The 15,594-nt window shown below is 40.1% G+C and carries 15 protein-coding genes; 12 read left to right on the top strand and 3 right to left on the bottom strand.

Features of this window, described 5'->3' with window-relative positions:
- Positions 1-39: 39 nt before the first annotated feature.
- Positions 40-864 carry a putative hydro-lyase gene (locus T515_RS08665; RefSeq protein WP_036609873.1) on the bottom strand — a complete coding sequence of 275 codons (825 nt, stop codon included), beginning with the start codon at positions 862-864 and terminating at the stop codon, positions 40-42.
- A gap of 313 nt (positions 865-1,177) precedes the next feature.
- On the opposite strand from T515_RS08665, the gene hcp reads away from it, so the two are divergent.
- On the top strand, positions 1,178-2,812 hold the full coding sequence (gene hcp / locus T515_RS08660) for a hydroxylamine reductase (RefSeq protein ID WP_036609871.1): 1,635 nt from the start codon (positions 1,178-1,180) through the stop codon (positions 2,810-2,812).
- Between the two features lie 184 nt (positions 2,813-2,996).
- On the opposite strand, the gene T515_RS08655 is transcribed toward hcp, so the two are convergent.
- Both T515_RS08655 and recQ read right to left on the bottom strand, forming a co-directional pair.
- Positions 2,997-3,731 (bottom strand): histidine phosphatase family protein, encoded by a 735-nt coding sequence (locus T515_RS08655; RefSeq protein WP_036609868.1) that lies wholly within the window; start codon positions 3,729-3,731, stop codon positions 2,997-2,999.
- 37 nt (positions 3,732-3,768) lie between these two features.
- On the bottom strand, positions 3,769-6,162 hold the full coding sequence (gene recQ, locus T515_RS08650; protein ID WP_242839358.1) for a DNA helicase RecQ: 2,394 nt from the start codon (positions 6,160-6,162) through the stop codon (positions 3,769-3,771).
- A gap of 167 nt (positions 6,163-6,329) precedes the next feature.
- On the opposite strand from recQ, the gene T515_RS08645 reads away from it, so the two are divergent.
- The 11 genes from T515_RS08645 (at position 6,330) to T515_RS08595 (ending at position 15,477) form a co-directional block, all read left to right on the top strand.
- The gene (locus T515_RS08645; protein ID WP_036609866.1) at positions 6,330-6,521 is read left to right on the top strand and encodes a hypothetical protein; all 192 of its coding nucleotides are present in this window, start codon (positions 6,330-6,332) and stop codon (positions 6,519-6,521) included.
- Between the two features lie 249 nt (positions 6,522-6,770).
- Entirely contained in the window at positions 6,771-7,628 is an 858-nt protein-coding gene (locus T515_RS08640) for a DUF3737 family protein (RefSeq protein ID WP_036609863.1), read from the top strand.
- Between the two features lie 184 nt (positions 7,629-7,812).
- Complete coding sequence (locus tag T515_RS08635) at positions 7,813-8,187, top strand: MerR family transcriptional regulator (protein ID WP_036609861.1); 375 nt, start codon at positions 7,813-7,815, stop codon at positions 8,185-8,187.
- 18 nt (positions 8,188-8,205) lie between these two features.
- On the top strand, positions 8,206-9,372 hold the full coding sequence (locus tag T515_RS08630) for an iron-containing alcohol dehydrogenase (RefSeq protein WP_036609859.1): 1,167 nt from the start codon (positions 8,206-8,208) through the stop codon (positions 9,370-9,372).
- 407 nt (positions 9,373-9,779) lie between these two features.
- The gene (locus tag T515_RS08625; protein ID WP_036609857.1) at positions 9,780-10,001 is read left to right on the top strand and encodes a hypothetical protein; all 222 of its coding nucleotides are present in this window, start codon (positions 9,780-9,782) and stop codon (positions 9,999-10,001) included.
- Positions 10,002-10,144: 143 nt separating this feature from the next.
- Entirely contained in the window at positions 10,145-10,759 is a 615-nt protein-coding gene (locus tag T515_RS08620) for a TetR/AcrR family transcriptional regulator (protein WP_036609855.1), read from the top strand.
- Positions 10,760-10,868: 109 nt separating this feature from the next.
- The gene (locus T515_RS08615; RefSeq protein ID WP_036609853.1) at positions 10,869-11,411 is read left to right on the top strand and encodes a flavin reductase family protein; all 543 of its coding nucleotides are present in this window, start codon (positions 10,869-10,871) and stop codon (positions 11,409-11,411) included.
- Between the two features lie 57 nt (positions 11,412-11,468).
- Positions 11,469-11,840, top strand: coding sequence for a putative quinol monooxygenase (locus T515_RS08610; protein WP_330372651.1), 372 nt, complete (start codon positions 11,469-11,471; stop codon positions 11,838-11,840).
- Positions 11,841-11,849: 9 nt separating this feature from the next.
- Positions 11,850-12,611, top strand: a complete 762-nt coding sequence (locus T515_RS08605; RefSeq protein WP_036609852.1) for a carboxymuconolactone decarboxylase family protein — start codon at positions 11,850-11,852, stop codon at positions 12,609-12,611.
- A gap of 43 nt (positions 12,612-12,654) precedes the next feature.
- Positions 12,655-13,749 (top strand): metallophosphoesterase, encoded by a 1,095-nt coding sequence (locus T515_RS08600; protein ID WP_036609850.1) that lies wholly within the window; start codon positions 12,655-12,657, stop codon positions 13,747-13,749.
- 651 nt (positions 13,750-14,400) lie between these two features.
- Positions 14,401-15,477 (top strand): uroporphyrinogen decarboxylase family protein, encoded by a 1,077-nt coding sequence (locus T515_RS08595; RefSeq protein ID WP_051671583.1) that lies wholly within the window; start codon positions 14,401-14,403, stop codon positions 15,475-15,477.
- The last annotated feature ends 117 nt before the right edge of the window (positions 15,478-15,594 follow it).

The following is a 15,594-nucleotide window of genomic DNA, read 5'->3' as shown; positions in this document are numbered from 1 at the left end:
TGAAGTGTGGAACTGAGTCCATACATCACCGGATGTTTTTTACTTATCAGGATTTAGTTTTTTTGTTTCCAAATAATCGTTTAAATCTTTATTGAGAACATTGGTTATAAACATGTGCCCCGGAGCATGTGTGATTACCAGCGGCAGTTTTGCATTTTCAATTGCCGCCTGAGGAGTTACACCACAGGCCCAGAATACAGGAATCTCTCCTTCTTTGAAAGGAACCGAATCACCATAGTCAGGATTCATGATGTCCTTAATTCCGATTGCTTCCGGGTCACCTATCTGTATAGGTCCTCCATGAACGTTGGGATAAGCATCGGTAATACGTTTTGCAATCTCGGCATCATCCGGGGTCATGGGGCGCATGCTGACAACCATAGGACCATTGAAAACTCCGGCGGGCTCACACTGGATATTAGTTTTGAACATCGGAACATTGCAGCCGAGGGATATATGACGTACCTCTACACCGTTTTTTATAAGGGCCTCTTCGAAAGAAAAACTGCAGCCGATCAAAAAAGCCACAGAATCCTCTTTCCAGTATGATGTAACGTCCTTAACGGTATCTATCAATTCTCCGTTTTTCCAGATACGATACTTCGGTACATCACTGGTGATAATGGCACCTTCGCCCATATCATGAACATCAGGAGTTCCTTCCACGACTTCCAGAATAGGACATGGTTTCGGGTTTTTTGATGCAAATATCTTAAAATCGTCTGCATATTGTTTGGGAAGAATTACGAGATTGGCCTGGGCATAGCCTGCGCACATACCTGCGGTTGGAAAGTCTATGGTTCCTTCACGGATCAGTTTCCAGGCATCTTCGGGCCTTGTGTTGGTAAAGTCATTTGCATTCATAGAACTACCTCCTATCTTTGTCATGGTTTTATAATTTCATTATAGGAAGAGGCCTTTAAAACACAATGTATTTGCTTCATTTTTAATATACATTATTGTTATGTGATCATGAAACTGTGGATATGGAAGAATAACAGTGAAAAAATCATGTATAAATTATCAAGAGCAAAAGCTGTCGGAAATATGACTCGGATGTTGTTATGGATTTAAAAATAAATGGATAATTATGTTGCAGCCGCAACACGTAGGTTTGGCCTGATGCATTATCATCTCCTTCGAAAAACACATTAGTTTTCGTTTAGGAGGTTTTACCATGGATAATAAAATGTTCTGCTATCAGTGTCAGGAAACAGCAGGCTGCAAAGGATGCACAATGGTTGGTGTATGCGGGAAAAAGCCTGAGGTGGCCAATCTTCAGGATCTTCTTGTGTATGTGACAAAAGGGCTTAGCGCTGTTACAACACAGCTTCGCAATGAAGGTAAAAAAGTTGATGAGAATATCAATCATCTTATTACCGTAAATCTTTTCACAACCATTACAAATGCAAATTTTGATTATGAGAAGATTGCGGAGAAAATCGAGGAAACCCTTAAAGTAAAAGCACAGCTTATAGAACAGATTGATGCAAAAGGAAATCTTCCTGAAGCAGCTCTTTTTAATGGAACGAGAAGTGACTATGATGAAAAAGCAAAGCATGTAGGTGTTCTTTCAACAGAAAATGAGGATATCCGTTCACTTAGAGAGCTGATTACTTATGGACTTAAGGGTCTGGCTGCATATTCAAAGCATGCCAATGCTCTTCTAAAGGATAATGAAGCTGTAGACAGTTTTCTTCAGGAGGCACTTGCAAAAACTCTTGATGACTCACTTTCTGTTAATGATTATGTAGCTCTTACACTTGAGACCGGAAAGTACGGAGTAGACGGAATGGCACTGCTTGATGAGGCCAATACTTCTGCCTATGGCAACCCTGAAATCTCAAAGGTTGATATCGGAGTAAGGAATAATCCGGGAATTCTTATATCCGGTCATGATCTTAAGGATCTTGAGATGCTTTTGGAGCAGACTAAGGGAACCGGAGTGGATGTTTATACTCATTCAGAAATGCTTCCGGCTCACTATTATCCATTCTTTAAAAAGTATGATAACTTTGCCGGTAACTACGGTAATGCATGGTGGAAGCAGAAAGAGGAGTTTGAAAGCTTTAATGGTCCTATTCTTATGACCACAAACTGTATCGTTCCTCCTGCTGAATCATATAAGAACAGACTCTTCACAACAGGGGCGACAGGATATCCCGGATGCAGACACATCGATGGAAAATACGGAGAGAAGAAGGATTTTTCTGAGATAATCGAACTTGCTAAGACCTGTAAAGCACCTACAGAGATAGAGAAGGGTGAGATCATAGGCGGTTTTGCCCATGCTCAGGTGTTTGCTTTAGCAGATAAGGTGGTTGACGCGGTAAAGTCCGGAGCCATAAAGAAATTTGTTGTTATGGCAGGCTGTGACGGACGTGCAAAGTCAAGAGAGTACTATACAGAATTTGCAAAGGCTCTTCCTAAGGATGCTGTGATACTGACAGCAGGCTGTGCCAAGTATAAGTACAACAAACTGAATCTCGGAGACATTGATGGAATTCCAAGAGTACTGGACGCAGGTCAGTGTAATGATTCCTATTCACTTGCACTTATTGCGCTTAAGCTTAAGGAGGCATTTGGGTTTGATGATATAAATGATCTGCCCATAGTTTATAACATTTCCTGGTATGAGCAGAAAGCGGTTATCGTACTTCTTGCACTTCTTTATCTTGGAGTTAAGAACATACATCTCGGACCTACACTTCCGGCATTCCTTTCACCTAATGTGGCAAAGGTTCTGGTGGACAGTTTCGGAATAGGTTCTATCACAAATGTGGAAGATGATATAAAGATGTTTTTTGATTGATAATTTTTTTATACTACTCTAAACCGACAGCCCCTAATCTGCCGGTCCCCCTCTAAAATACGATGATCATGTAATAAGCTCAGAATCATCTTCAATATATATTTAAGTGGCTAAATACGGTACATTCGGATTTTACCGTTTTTTCTATAAATAATTTGCTGTTTTGAGAATACTGATTTTAGAATCAGTCAATACGATCTCCGTTACCATATACTTCTGCAAATCGTGCAGCAAAGCTGGAAGATCTGCCACCTGCATAAAGATGTGAGATGTCTCCAAAAGAAGCTACTCTAAAATGAGCGATTCCCTTCCGTCGTTCTTCTGTGTTTATCACCGTGACAGAAGATGGTGCGGCACAAAAGCCATGCCAAAGCTGCATGGGAGATATATGCAGAAGGTGTGATAAAAGAACGCATTCTACCCCGAAGTGACAGAATAAAGCTATAGTGTTTGTATTGGCATTTTCAACATGAAATAGATTTCCGTCATGACGGTACCCATGATTTAAAAGAAATTCGTCAAAACAGGAAGTGACTTTACGAAATGTTTCGGGGACAGAGCTTTCTTTGAAAACACCGGCATCCATCCAATGATCAGCATCATAAAAAAGAGGCTCCACTGTCCAGTCCTGTGGTAACCAGTCCCATGAGATCATTTTTCGTTCTGTCACATCCGGTCTGTTAATCAAAGCTTCATTGAATTCCCGTAACCATGGAAGGGTCACTGCGGTTTTACCGAATTTCTCCAAAGTAAGAGAAGCAGTATCCCGGGCACGTCCCATAGGCGATACATAAAATTCCTTGATATCTTCTGTTTTATAAAGACGTTCTGCCAGTAGTGTCGCTTCCGTCCATCCGGTTTCTGTAAGTGAATCATGCTCGTAATCCGGATCTCCATGACGAATGATCAGTAATTTCATATAGTACCTCCAACTAATAAGCTATATATGATGACACTTATGTCATCATATCAATTTCACAAACATAATGTTCTACGAGAATTTTCTGAATCTCCGGAGAGTATTTCAGTACATGGTATTCATTGCCTTTCTGACTTACTCTGTCTTCAACGATTACACCAAGAACTTTTCCTTTTTCTGTAGGAATTTTTGAAAACCCATCCGATTCTGTTTCACTTGAAATAATGCCTTCCGCCACCAATATCTCCGTCAGCCTTGTTGCCGGAATCTTCTTTACATTTTCTCGTTCACAGATCCGGTTTAATTCATCACGTATTTCCGATACCAGCTTATATCCATCATAATTGTAGTTTTCAGCTTCTGCCGGAAGAAGACTGAATTCCTGCTTATCTTCCTTTTTTCTGCTCCTTGCGGCAGGAACCTTTGTTTCCTTCTCATGTAAAATCCTTTCTGTGAGAAGATCGGGATATATGTCTGTATAATCTCTTATGATATCAAGGAACCGACCTCCGTATTTCTTATATTTATTATCACCAACACCGGAAATGCCAAGCATTTCCAGCTGATTGGTCGGTACCTTAACAGCCATTTCTATTAATGTTTTATCGTTAAAAATGATATATGGCGGCAAATTTTCTTCTCGGGCAATCTCAAGTCTAAGTTCACGAAGTTTATCAAAAAGTTTGTAGCCGGATGATGTAAGTGAACTGATTCCAATTTGTCTTTTTTCAGGTTTAGTCTTGGCAGTAGGAAGCTTATCCTCATCTGTGATCTTTACAAAAACCTTATTTTCTGGATTTTTAAGTTTATTGATATCACCCATTTTGAGAACCTGATATGCTCCGACCTCCAGATACCCTTCCAGGACAAGTTGTTCCACAAGTCTCATAAGAAGATTTTTATTCGATGAGGAAAGCGCTCCAAAAGACTTATAATTATCTGCTCCAATCTGTTTTATTCTTGAAGTCTTTACTCCCAAGACAGCATCTGCTATGATTCCTCTTCCGAATCTTTCTTTTGCTTCGTAAACACAATTGATGATTTTCTTTGCAGCTTCCGTCATATCAATTGTTTCAAATTCACGAAGGCAGTTTCCACAATCACCGCAGGGCTCTTTTGGCTGTTCTCCGAAATACTTGAGGATATAGTTCCTAAGGCACTCTGTGGTGTAGCAGTATCTTTCCATCGATTGAAGCCTCTGGCTGTCCATCTCCCTTATGTTCTCAAGATCCATTGGATCAATGTCAGTTGTTTCTTTACGTTCCAACAGAAATTTATTAATGACTACATCCTGCGCCGAATACAAAAGAATACACTTTGATTCAAGTCCGTCTCTTCCTGCTCTTCCTGCTTCCTGATAATAGTTCTCCATGCTCTGAGGCATATTGTAGTGGATGACAAATCTGACATTAGACTTGTCTATTCCCATTCCGAAAGCATTGGTGGCAACGATTATGCCGGTATAGTCATAAACAAAATCATCCTGCATTTTCTTTCTGTCGGAGGCATTCATTCCGGCATGATATCTGCCGACTGAAATTCCTTTTTTAAATAGCATCTCGAAAACACTGTCCACGTTCTTTCTGGTGGAACAGTATATAATGCCGCTTTCACCGGGATGTTCTGCAATGAAATCCAGAATATATCTATCTTTGTCCTTAGGCTTTTCCACCTGAAAGAAAAGGTTCTCTCTGTCAAAACCTAAAACCAGAGTATACGGATTCTTAAGTCCAAGGATACAGATGATATCCTCACGGACATTCTTCGTTGCAGTTGCGGTAAATGCGCTGATGATTGGCTTTTCTTCAAGCATTTTTACAAACTCTATGATCTTCATGTAGCTCGGACGGAAATCCTGCCCCCACTGGGAAATACAATGGGCTTCATCCACTGTGATCATAGATATACGAACGGATCCGGTAAGCTCTATGAACTCATCAGTCATGAGCCGTTCCGGTGCCACATATACAATCTTGTATATTCCATTTCTTACACCACGAAGTGTCTCGTAAAAGTTATTCCTTGAAAGAGAGCTGTTTATAAAAGCCGCCGGTATCCCGGCTTCATTAAGTGACTTCACCTGATCCTGCATGAGAGAAATAAGCGGAGAGATAACCAACGTTATGCCAGGTAAAAGCATTGCAGGAATCTGATAACAGACGGATTTTCCGGCACCTGTAGGCATTACCGCAAAAACATCCCGCCCCTTAAGGATAGCATCAATTATCCCTTTCTGACCGGGCCTGAATTCATCATAACCAAAAAGTGCTTTCAGTGTTTCCTCCGGAGTTTTAAATTCTTTTATGACCGGAGGAAATGAGGCAGGAGTTAATGCTTCTGAATAATCTTCGTAGTCACTCTGTTCTTCATATTCCTTCGCCATTTCAAACAGACTATTCCATTGAAGATCATCAATATCTCTATCATTCATTTGATTACCTCTATCTATATAACTGATTTCATATATACCATGGTTGAACCCAGTGATTACTATATATGTCTTTCGTATAAAAATCCATATGATGTGGTTGCCAAAATTATACTCAATTCCTTACTATCATTGGTCTTCTTGGTTTCTCAATTTCATGGCAGTATGCGATGTTATTTTTATTCGCCATACCTTACGGACTTGGAGCCGGAGCTATTGATGCATCGGTAAATCACTATGTGGCCAATAACTATTCCGGTTCGGTAATGAATTTTCTTCATTGCTTCTACGGAGTAGGAGCGGTTATAAGTCCGTCCATCATGGCACTGGCATTGAAGTACGCAAGATGGAACGAAGGGTAAGTTTCTTTATTTTTATTCGGTGGAAATTGACTCGGTGGAAATCGAATATAATAAGATCAGGCTGATAAAATGATTAATGATAAATAAATGATTTTGTGTGATGTATCAGAAGAGAGTGGCAAATGTTTTTGCCACTCTCTTCATTTTAGAATTATTTTAGAAATTAAAAATCGAAAAAAGATTGACCTGGAGTAAACTCCAGGGTGTAGGATAACCATATAGAAACTGAAATGAGGTAAGAAGAAATTAATGAAAGATATGATCATAAAGAACAAAACTTTTGATGAAGAGCGAGCCCTTTACGGGAGCAGAGATATCATTGTGGAAGGCTGCAGATTTGATGGTCCTGCAGATGGAGAGAGTGCCTTTAAAGAGAGCAAAAACCTTGTGGTGAAGGATAGCTACTTCAATCTTAGATATCCCTTTTGGCATGATGATGGACTTAGGATTGAAAACATTGAAATGACTGAGAATTGCAGGGCGGCCCTTTGGTATACAAATGATGCAGAAATTAAGAATTCAAAAATGCACGGAATAAAGGCACTGAGAGAATGTTCAAATATAAGGATAGAAAACTGTGACATCATTTCTCCTGAGTTTGGCTGGTCTGTAAAGAATATCGTAATGATGGATACTGATGTTCAGAGCGAATATTTCATGATGAGATCGGAGCGACTTGAGTTTTCAAATGTGACTCTGAAGGGTAAGTATTCTTTCCAGTACATCACGGATTCTGTTTTCGAGAATTGCAATTTTGATACAAAGGATGCCTTCTGGCATGCAAAAAATGTTGTTGTAAGAAACAGTATCGTAAAGGGTGAATACCTGGCATGGTACTGTGAAAACGTCACCTTTGAAAACTGTACCATCATCGGGACTCAGCCCCTTTGCTACTGCAAGGGACTAAAGCTTATAAACTGCAAAATGATTGATACAGATCTTGCTTTTGAGAAGTCAGATGTGGAAGCAACCATAACCACTCCGATGATAAGTATCAAAAATCCTCTTTCGGGTTCCATATCGGTTCCCGAGGTTTCAGAGATCATCAGGGATGATGAGAATTCGAAGGGAAAGATCATAGTAGGCGGAAAGGATAATTGCGCCTGATCAGACGAAGTTTGTAATACAGGAGCCGATTAGGGAAACGTTGATTAAAGCATTTCCGTGGATGGATTTTCGATGCGAAGCATCAGCTTTCTTTGAAAATCTGTGCCCCTACGCCGGAGGCTCGGAACTTTGTATCAGAAATAAAAGGCAAAAGACATTCGTTTATAGGAGAGGAGATAAAGTCATGACTATCAAAGAAGTCTGCGATAAGTACAATCTGACTCCTGATACACTCAGGTATTATGAGCGTGTGGGTGTTATCCCGGAAGTTACACGAACAGCCGGAGGAATCAGGGATTATCAGGAAACTGACATAGGATGGGTGGAAAATGCCGTCTGTATGCGCGATGCCGGGGTTCCGGTAGAAATGCTGATAGAATATGTGAGGTTATTCCAGGAAGGTGATCAAACCATAGATGCCAGAACAAATCTTCTTAAGGAAGTAAGAGAGCAGATACTGGAAAACAGGAAGAAGTATGACATCGCGCTGGAAAAACTTGAATACAAGATAGGCAGATATGAAATAGCACAGAAAACAGGAAAACTTACCTGGGAATAAATTTAGGAGGACAAAGAAATGTTAGGAAATTTCAGTTACAAGAATGCTACAAAACTCTATTTTGGAGATGAATCTTTGAAGTTTTTAAACGAGGAACTTCCAAAGTACGGGAAGAATGTACAGCTTATTTATGGTGGAGGATCTGTAAAGAAGAATGGTATCTATGATGCAGTTGTTGAGATCCTTAAAGCAAATGGGAAAAATATCATTGAAGATGCGGGGGTAATGCCTAACCCTACGGTAGATAAGCTTCGCGAAGGTGTTAAGCTTGCGAAAGAGAATAATGTTGACCTGCTTTTGGCTATCGGAGGTGGTTCATGCTGTGATTATGCAAAGGCTGTATCTGTGTCGGTTCACTGTGATGAAGATCCCTGGGAGAAATATTATATCCGCTTTGAAGAGCCCACATGCGAAATCGTTCCTGTAGGCTGCATCCTCACAATGGCAGGTACCGGTTCGGAAATGAATGCAGGTTCTGTTATCACTAATCATGAGACTCATCAAAAGATAGGACACGTATTTGGTGAGGAGGTTATGCCAAAATTCTCTATCCTTAATCCGAGATACACCATGAGTCTTCCGAAGAGACAGATGGTGGCAGGTATCTATGATATCTTCAATCACATCTGTGAGCAGTACTTCTCGGGAGAAGACGATAATACCAGTGATTACATTGCTGAAGCTCTGATGAAATCTGTAATTCATTCTTCTCTCATCGCTATCGAAGATCCGGAAGATTATGAGGCTAGATCCAATATCATGTGGACTGCAACCTGGGCCCTTAACACACTTATTTCAAGAGGAAAGACCACTGACTGGATGGTGCACATGCTTGGACAGTCTGCCGGAGGATATACCGATGCAACACATGGAATGACACTCGCCGCTGTATCACTGCCATATTACAGATTCATCATGCCTTACGGACTTCAGAAGTTTAAGAGATTTGCAATGGAGGTTTGGGGCATCTCAGCAGAAGGCAAGTCTGATGAGGAAGTTGCAAAGGCAGGTCTCGAAGCAATGGAAAACTGGATGAAGAAGCTTGGCGTAGCAATGAGTATTTCTGAACTTGGCGCTACAGAAGATATGATCGAAGGTATCGCTGATGGAACATTTATCCTGGAAGGCGGATACAAAGTTCTTACCCGAGATGAGGTTGTAAAGATTCTGAAAGAGAGTCTGTAACGTAGAATTAGTTTTCTCGATACTAAATATATAAATCAACCGGCTAATATCGATATATTCGAGTTTTAGCCGGTTTCTGTTATTCGAATTATTCTAAGCCGGTATTCTTTTGAAACAAAGGCATGGTAGATAGTTAATAAATCCGGGAGAAATCTATGTTCGTCAGCCTCCATTTGATTGTCTCGTAATTTTACCGGTGCAGCTTAAAATTTTATCAGCAGAATATGGGTAATGGCTGTATGCGGTTTTCATAAAATCCGGAGTCTTGTTAAAAAGGAAATTCTTTAGTTTAATGATGAAAAATAAAATAATTATAAACTTGGAAGAAATGAGTTGACACAGAGTCAGCGCGATGTTATCATCCAATCATCAAGTGACACGATGTCAACCGAAAGGAGAAAATAATTATGGCAAAGACATTACCAAAGATAGCACTCGGCGCATGGGCATGGGGAAATGATGGAACATTTGGAGACAACTGGACTGCTGATTCTTTAAGACCTATATTCGATGCAGCAATAAAGGCAGGCAATATCGCTTTAACTGCCGATGAGATAGCTGAGCTTGAGAAGACTGCAGATAGCCTTAGTCTCAATCTTATCCGTATGTGGGAAAAGAAGATGGATTAATTTTTTTGCTCAATGATTGACTATGTGTCAACATGATAGTATTATTGGTTATATTTGGTACATGAATTTAAAGAAGTCTATCAGATGGGCGTCTTTATATCGATGACAAAAGTAAAATCCTGCATTTATAAAGGAGAACTATCATGGCAGTAGAACTTAAGGAGACAATTGACAGAAGAAGAGAGGAAATTATGGATGCCTGTGAAAAGCTTTATGAAACTATGGGCTTTCACAGCATTACCATAAAAAATATTAGTACCGAAACCAGCTTTTCCAGACCTTCTATTTACAATTATTTCCAGACAAAGGAAGAGATATTCTTAGGTCTGCTTACCCGTGAATATATGAAATGGAATGATGCTTTAAGGAGCATCATCAAGAGAAATACGGATATGGATAAGGATGCCCTTTCAAGAGCCATCGCAAAATCCATGGAAGAAAGAAAAACTCTTTTGAAGATCTCGGCTATGAATCTTTACGAGATAGAAGACAACAGCAGAAACGAACTACTGGTTGAATTTAAAAGAGCCTTTAAAGAATCCGTTGAGCTGTTTGGTGAATGTCTTAAAAAGCATCTTGCGATAACCGATCAGAAAAGTGAGCAGATAAGGTATGCATTCTTCCCGTATATGTATGGAATCTATCCCTATTCATATCCGACTGAAAAACAGATAGCAGCAATGGATGAGGTTAAACTCTCCCATGTTGATGTAACTATATATGAAATGACCTATCAGTTCTTGAAACTCATTCTGTAATATCGTAAGGCGTCCGAAAGGAAGATGTCTGCTTTAAAGACTGACGGTCTTTGGCGAGTAAGGGTAAAAGTATTCCCTTGCTCGATTTTAAGAAAGAAGGAATTTTAAAATGAAGAAGAATATCGGAGCAACATTAGCATTATACCCGGCACCTGTGATTGTAGTTGGAGCTATGGTAGACGGAAAACCCAACTGGACACTTGTGGCCCACGCAGGAACCGTGGCTCACAGCCACCTTATGGTTTCCATGGTTCAGGCACATTATACAAACAGGGGTATCCGTGAAAATAAGATTTTTTCTGTAAACGTAGTAGATGAGTCATGGCTTAAGGAAGCAGACAGAATGGGCATCGTTTCAGGCAACAAGGAAGATAAGTCCGGAGCCTTCAAGTTCACAGTAGGTAAGAATGGTGCGCCTCTCATTGACGATGCAAAAATCTCCATCGAGTGTGAGATGGATCACAATTACGAGCTTGAGAATTTCGATAACTTCTTTGGAAAGATCATTGCTACCTATGCGGATGAGTCTGTACTGAACAAGTCCGGTAAGATTGATTATCATGTGTTTAAGCCGGTGCTTTTCGAGTTCCCGACATACGAGTATTTCGTCACCGGTGATAAGGTTGGCGACTGCGGAAAAATGAACAAGTGATAAGTCGGATAAGTCTGCGGTCTATCCGCATACTTATTTTTGTAGAGAAAATGAAAGATGTGTACAAACCCGGATGGAATCGTTGAAGAGAGGTATACCATGAGCATAACTGTGAATCTGAGATACAAAGGTAAAAATGGCTTCGCCAAAAAGTTTGCTAATGAGATGATGAAAAGCGGTACAGTTGAAGCAATAAGAAGCGAGGCAGGAAACCTTCGATATGAATATTATCAGTCGCTGGATGACCCTGAAACAATACTTCTTATCGACAGCTGGAAAGATCAGAAATCAATTGATGTACATCATGCATCACCTATGATGAAAACAATCATGGAGCTTCGGGAAAAGTATGATCTGCATATGACTGTAGAAAGATATATATCTGATGATGGTATGCCTGAGAAGGATGCTGATTTTATAAGAAAATGAGGAAGTGTAATGAAAGAAAAAATAGTACAGACAGCAGGAAGGCAGCAGCTTGGTGACTTTGCACCGGAGTTTGCACATTTCAATGATGATGTTCTCTTTGGTGAGAACTGGAACAATCAGGATATTGATGTAAAGACCAGAAGTATCATCACTGTAGTTTCGCTTATGTCACAGGGCATAACTGACAATAGCCTTAAATATCATTTAATGAATGCGAAAAACCATGGTGTGTCACAGAAAGAAATGGCTGCGATCATCACACATGTGGCATTCTATGCAGGATGGCCGAAAGCTTGGGCTGTATTTAACCTTGCTAAAGAGGTATATTCTGAGAAAATCGAAGAACATACGGAAAAGGATAAATATCAGAATACAATCTTTTTTCCTATAGGGGCGCCAAATGACGCATTTGCCCAGTACTTTGATGGACAGAGCTATCTGTCTCCGGTTTCCACAAAACAGATTCCTATTTACAATGTTACTTTCGAACCGGGTTGCAGAAACCACTGGCACATCCATCATGCCAAAACAGGTGGCGGACAGATGCTTATATGTGTGGGAGGAAGAGGATACTATCAGGAATGGGGAAAAGAAGCTGTTCTTATGACTCCCGGAACAGTTATTAATATACCGGCTGAAGTAAAACACTGGCACGGGGCAGCATCGGATTCATGGTTCTCACATCTTGCAATCGAGATTGAAGGTGAGGGTACAAGCAATGAATGGTGTGAATCTGTGTCGGAAGAAGATTATTTGAAGGCGGTCAGGTAGGAAATCGGATTTGATATAGTTATAGGTAGGGAGTGAGCGTGTAATGTGGCTGTTGATATGTGCTATAGCTATTTTGTTGATGATTGGCGGAACGGTTTATCTTTCGATGGTTCTGTCAAATCAATTTTTTCTGGGAAGGATATCGGATAAGCGGATCCTTTGCGTGCTGCTTGCGTTTCTTTTAATCGCAGTGGTATTTACTGTGATCACAAAACTTATGTCTTTTGTCAATGCTTTGGTGATCCTTCTTCATTTGGTGGGGTTTACACTTTTTTTTGATGTGGTTATGCGTGTTATCAGGCCGTTTGTGACTTTCGGGTCAAAATCAGGTTTACATGTAATGTTGTCCCTGGTAACAACCATCCTCTACCTTTTGGTGGCATATTACCTTTGTACCAATGTCTGGCAGACAGATTATCAGCTGACTACAAAAAAAGAGCTCGGAACATTGAGAATTGCCATGTTTGCGGATTCTCATATAGGAGCGACCTTTGATGGTGAAGGTTTTGAAAAGCATCTTAAAAGCATTGAGAGCCAGTCTCCTGATATTTTATGTATTTCCGGAGATTATGTTGATGACTGGTCAAATAAAGAGGACATGTTAAAGGCCTGCGAAGCACTGGGTAGAACCGGTTTTAAATATGGGGTATGGCTTGTGTTTGGTAATCATGATGAAGGATTTTTTAAAAGCCGTGATTTTGATGCACAGGAGCTTCGTCAGGCCTTGAAGGACAATGGAGTACATGTTTTAGAAGATGAATTTGATCTGGTTGATGACCGGTTTTATGTTGCAGGCAGGCGTGACAGTATGCACGACAATCGTAAAGATATGGAAAGTCTGCTATCCGGGGTGGATAAAAGTAAATACATCATACTTTTGGATCATGAACCCAATGACTATGCTAATGAAAGTGGTTATGCGGATTTAGTATTGTCCGGACATACACACGGGGGACAGATGTTTCCCATAAATATTATCAGTTACTTATCGGGAGTAAATGACAGAATATACGGTCATGAAAACAGAGAAGGAACAGATTTTATAGTGACATCGGGAATAGCCGATTGGGACATACTATTTAAAACCGGAACGAAATCGGAATATGTAATCATTAACATCGGAGAATCAGACCGGTGAACAATGTAGATGTTTAAAAACCGGATAGTACCGGTTCTATCTTTTCACCTGAACTGGTGGAATGGCATGAATTTTTATATTTTAAACAAAAGCGTTGATGAAACTTTATAAAGTTTCGTCAGCGCTTTGTTTAATCAGGATGGTAATCCTGGTGCGTTTAATTCTGCGATAGGAATCTGATCTATAGGTTTGCTATAAACATTATCTATCGCAAAGTATCAAAAAAACCTAGTGGACAGGTAGGGTATTGCGGATTATAGTTTTGTACATGAAGTTCAGGAACAAATCAGAAACACTTGAACTCATAAATATAGTTTCAGGCTGAAAACAGCCGGAACAAATCATCAGTACCGGGAAGTTAAACAAGTCCGGTAAATGAAGAAAGGAAAGGCAAAGATATGACAACATTCACACTGAATACAAAAATGAATACCATGCTTAACGGATGCTGCTGTATGTGCTGTATGTATATGCATAGAGTTTATTTGCCATACCCTATTCTAAGCTGAGTCGATTTTCGTCTGCATGTAAGGATCCGGATGGCAAAAAATCCGGGTCCTTTTTTTGTACCTGATTGTACGAAAAGAGACATTTGAAAAACGATTTTCATACCGAAGACAAAAATCATTATGGATTAAGGAGGAGAATATCATGAGCACAAAGAGAGAACTGGTAGCAAAGGCATTTAACAACGAACCTGTAGAGAGAATTCCTGTAGGATTCTGGCATCATTATCTTGAGGAGGATGAATTTGTAAGCGGTGTTGAGCATCCTGAGAATTTCAACAAGATACTGTCAGGAGCACAGCGCTTCAAGGATGAATTTGATCCTGATTTCGTTAAAATCATGACTGACGGTTATTTCTATTTACCAATAACGATTGATGCAAAAACACCTGAGGAGCTTTCAAAATTTACTCCGGTTTCAAATTTTCACCCATGGTTCACAGATCAGGAAAGACTTGCAAAGGGCTACAGACAGATCTATGGCAATGATACCTTCCTTTTCTACAATCTTTTCGCACCACTTGCTCATCTCCGTTACGGACTTGCCACCGGACATAACTTAAGTGATCAAGAGGCAAATGATCTGATTCTTCATTTTATCAAAGCAAATCCTGAAGCGGTTGAAGAAGTTTTGGATAAGATCGCAGACAACATAATTGAACTTCTTCCGACAGTCATAAACAGTGAAACCGCCGACGGAATATATCTTTCAGTAACAGACACACATCGATTTATCCCTGATGCACTTTATCGTCTGTATGTAACTCCATCAGAAAAGAAAATTCTTGAAGCTGCCAATAAGCTCAGTGAAACAAACATCCTTCACATCTGCGGATGGAGAGGAAATACAAATTTCATAAGTGTATACCAGGACTATCCTGCAGCAGCATTTAACTGGGCTGTTAATACAGAAAGCCTTTCACTTCGTGAGGGAAGAAGATTCTTCGGCAGAAAGACAGTTATCGGCGGTTTCCTCAATACAGAGGACAGCATCCTCTACAGAGGAAACAAGGCAGAAATCCAGAACGAGACCCGCAGGATCATTGAAGAAGCAGGAAGAACCGGTGTCATCGTTGGAGCAGACTGCACAGTGCCAAATGATACATCCGTAGAGCATCTCAAGTGGGTAAGAGAAGCAGCGGCAGAAGCCACACCAAAGGTTCATATTGTAAATACCATAAGAGATTCACATAGATTTCCGGATCTGAAGGCAAGCGTATAAAAATATAAATAATCCGAGTATCAAAAAGATGATATCGGATCGCTTAAAGCTCATTCGTTCCTTTGAAATAATATATAAATTCAAAATCTTAAAGTTCAAAAAGTGTTCAACAGGATT

The sequence above is a fragment of the Oribacterium sp. P6A1 genome (assembly GCF_000702885.1).
GTDB lineage: Bacteria > Bacillota > Clostridia > Lachnospirales > Lachnospiraceae > Oribacterium.
This window is presented reverse-complemented; position numbering and strand designations above follow the sequence as displayed.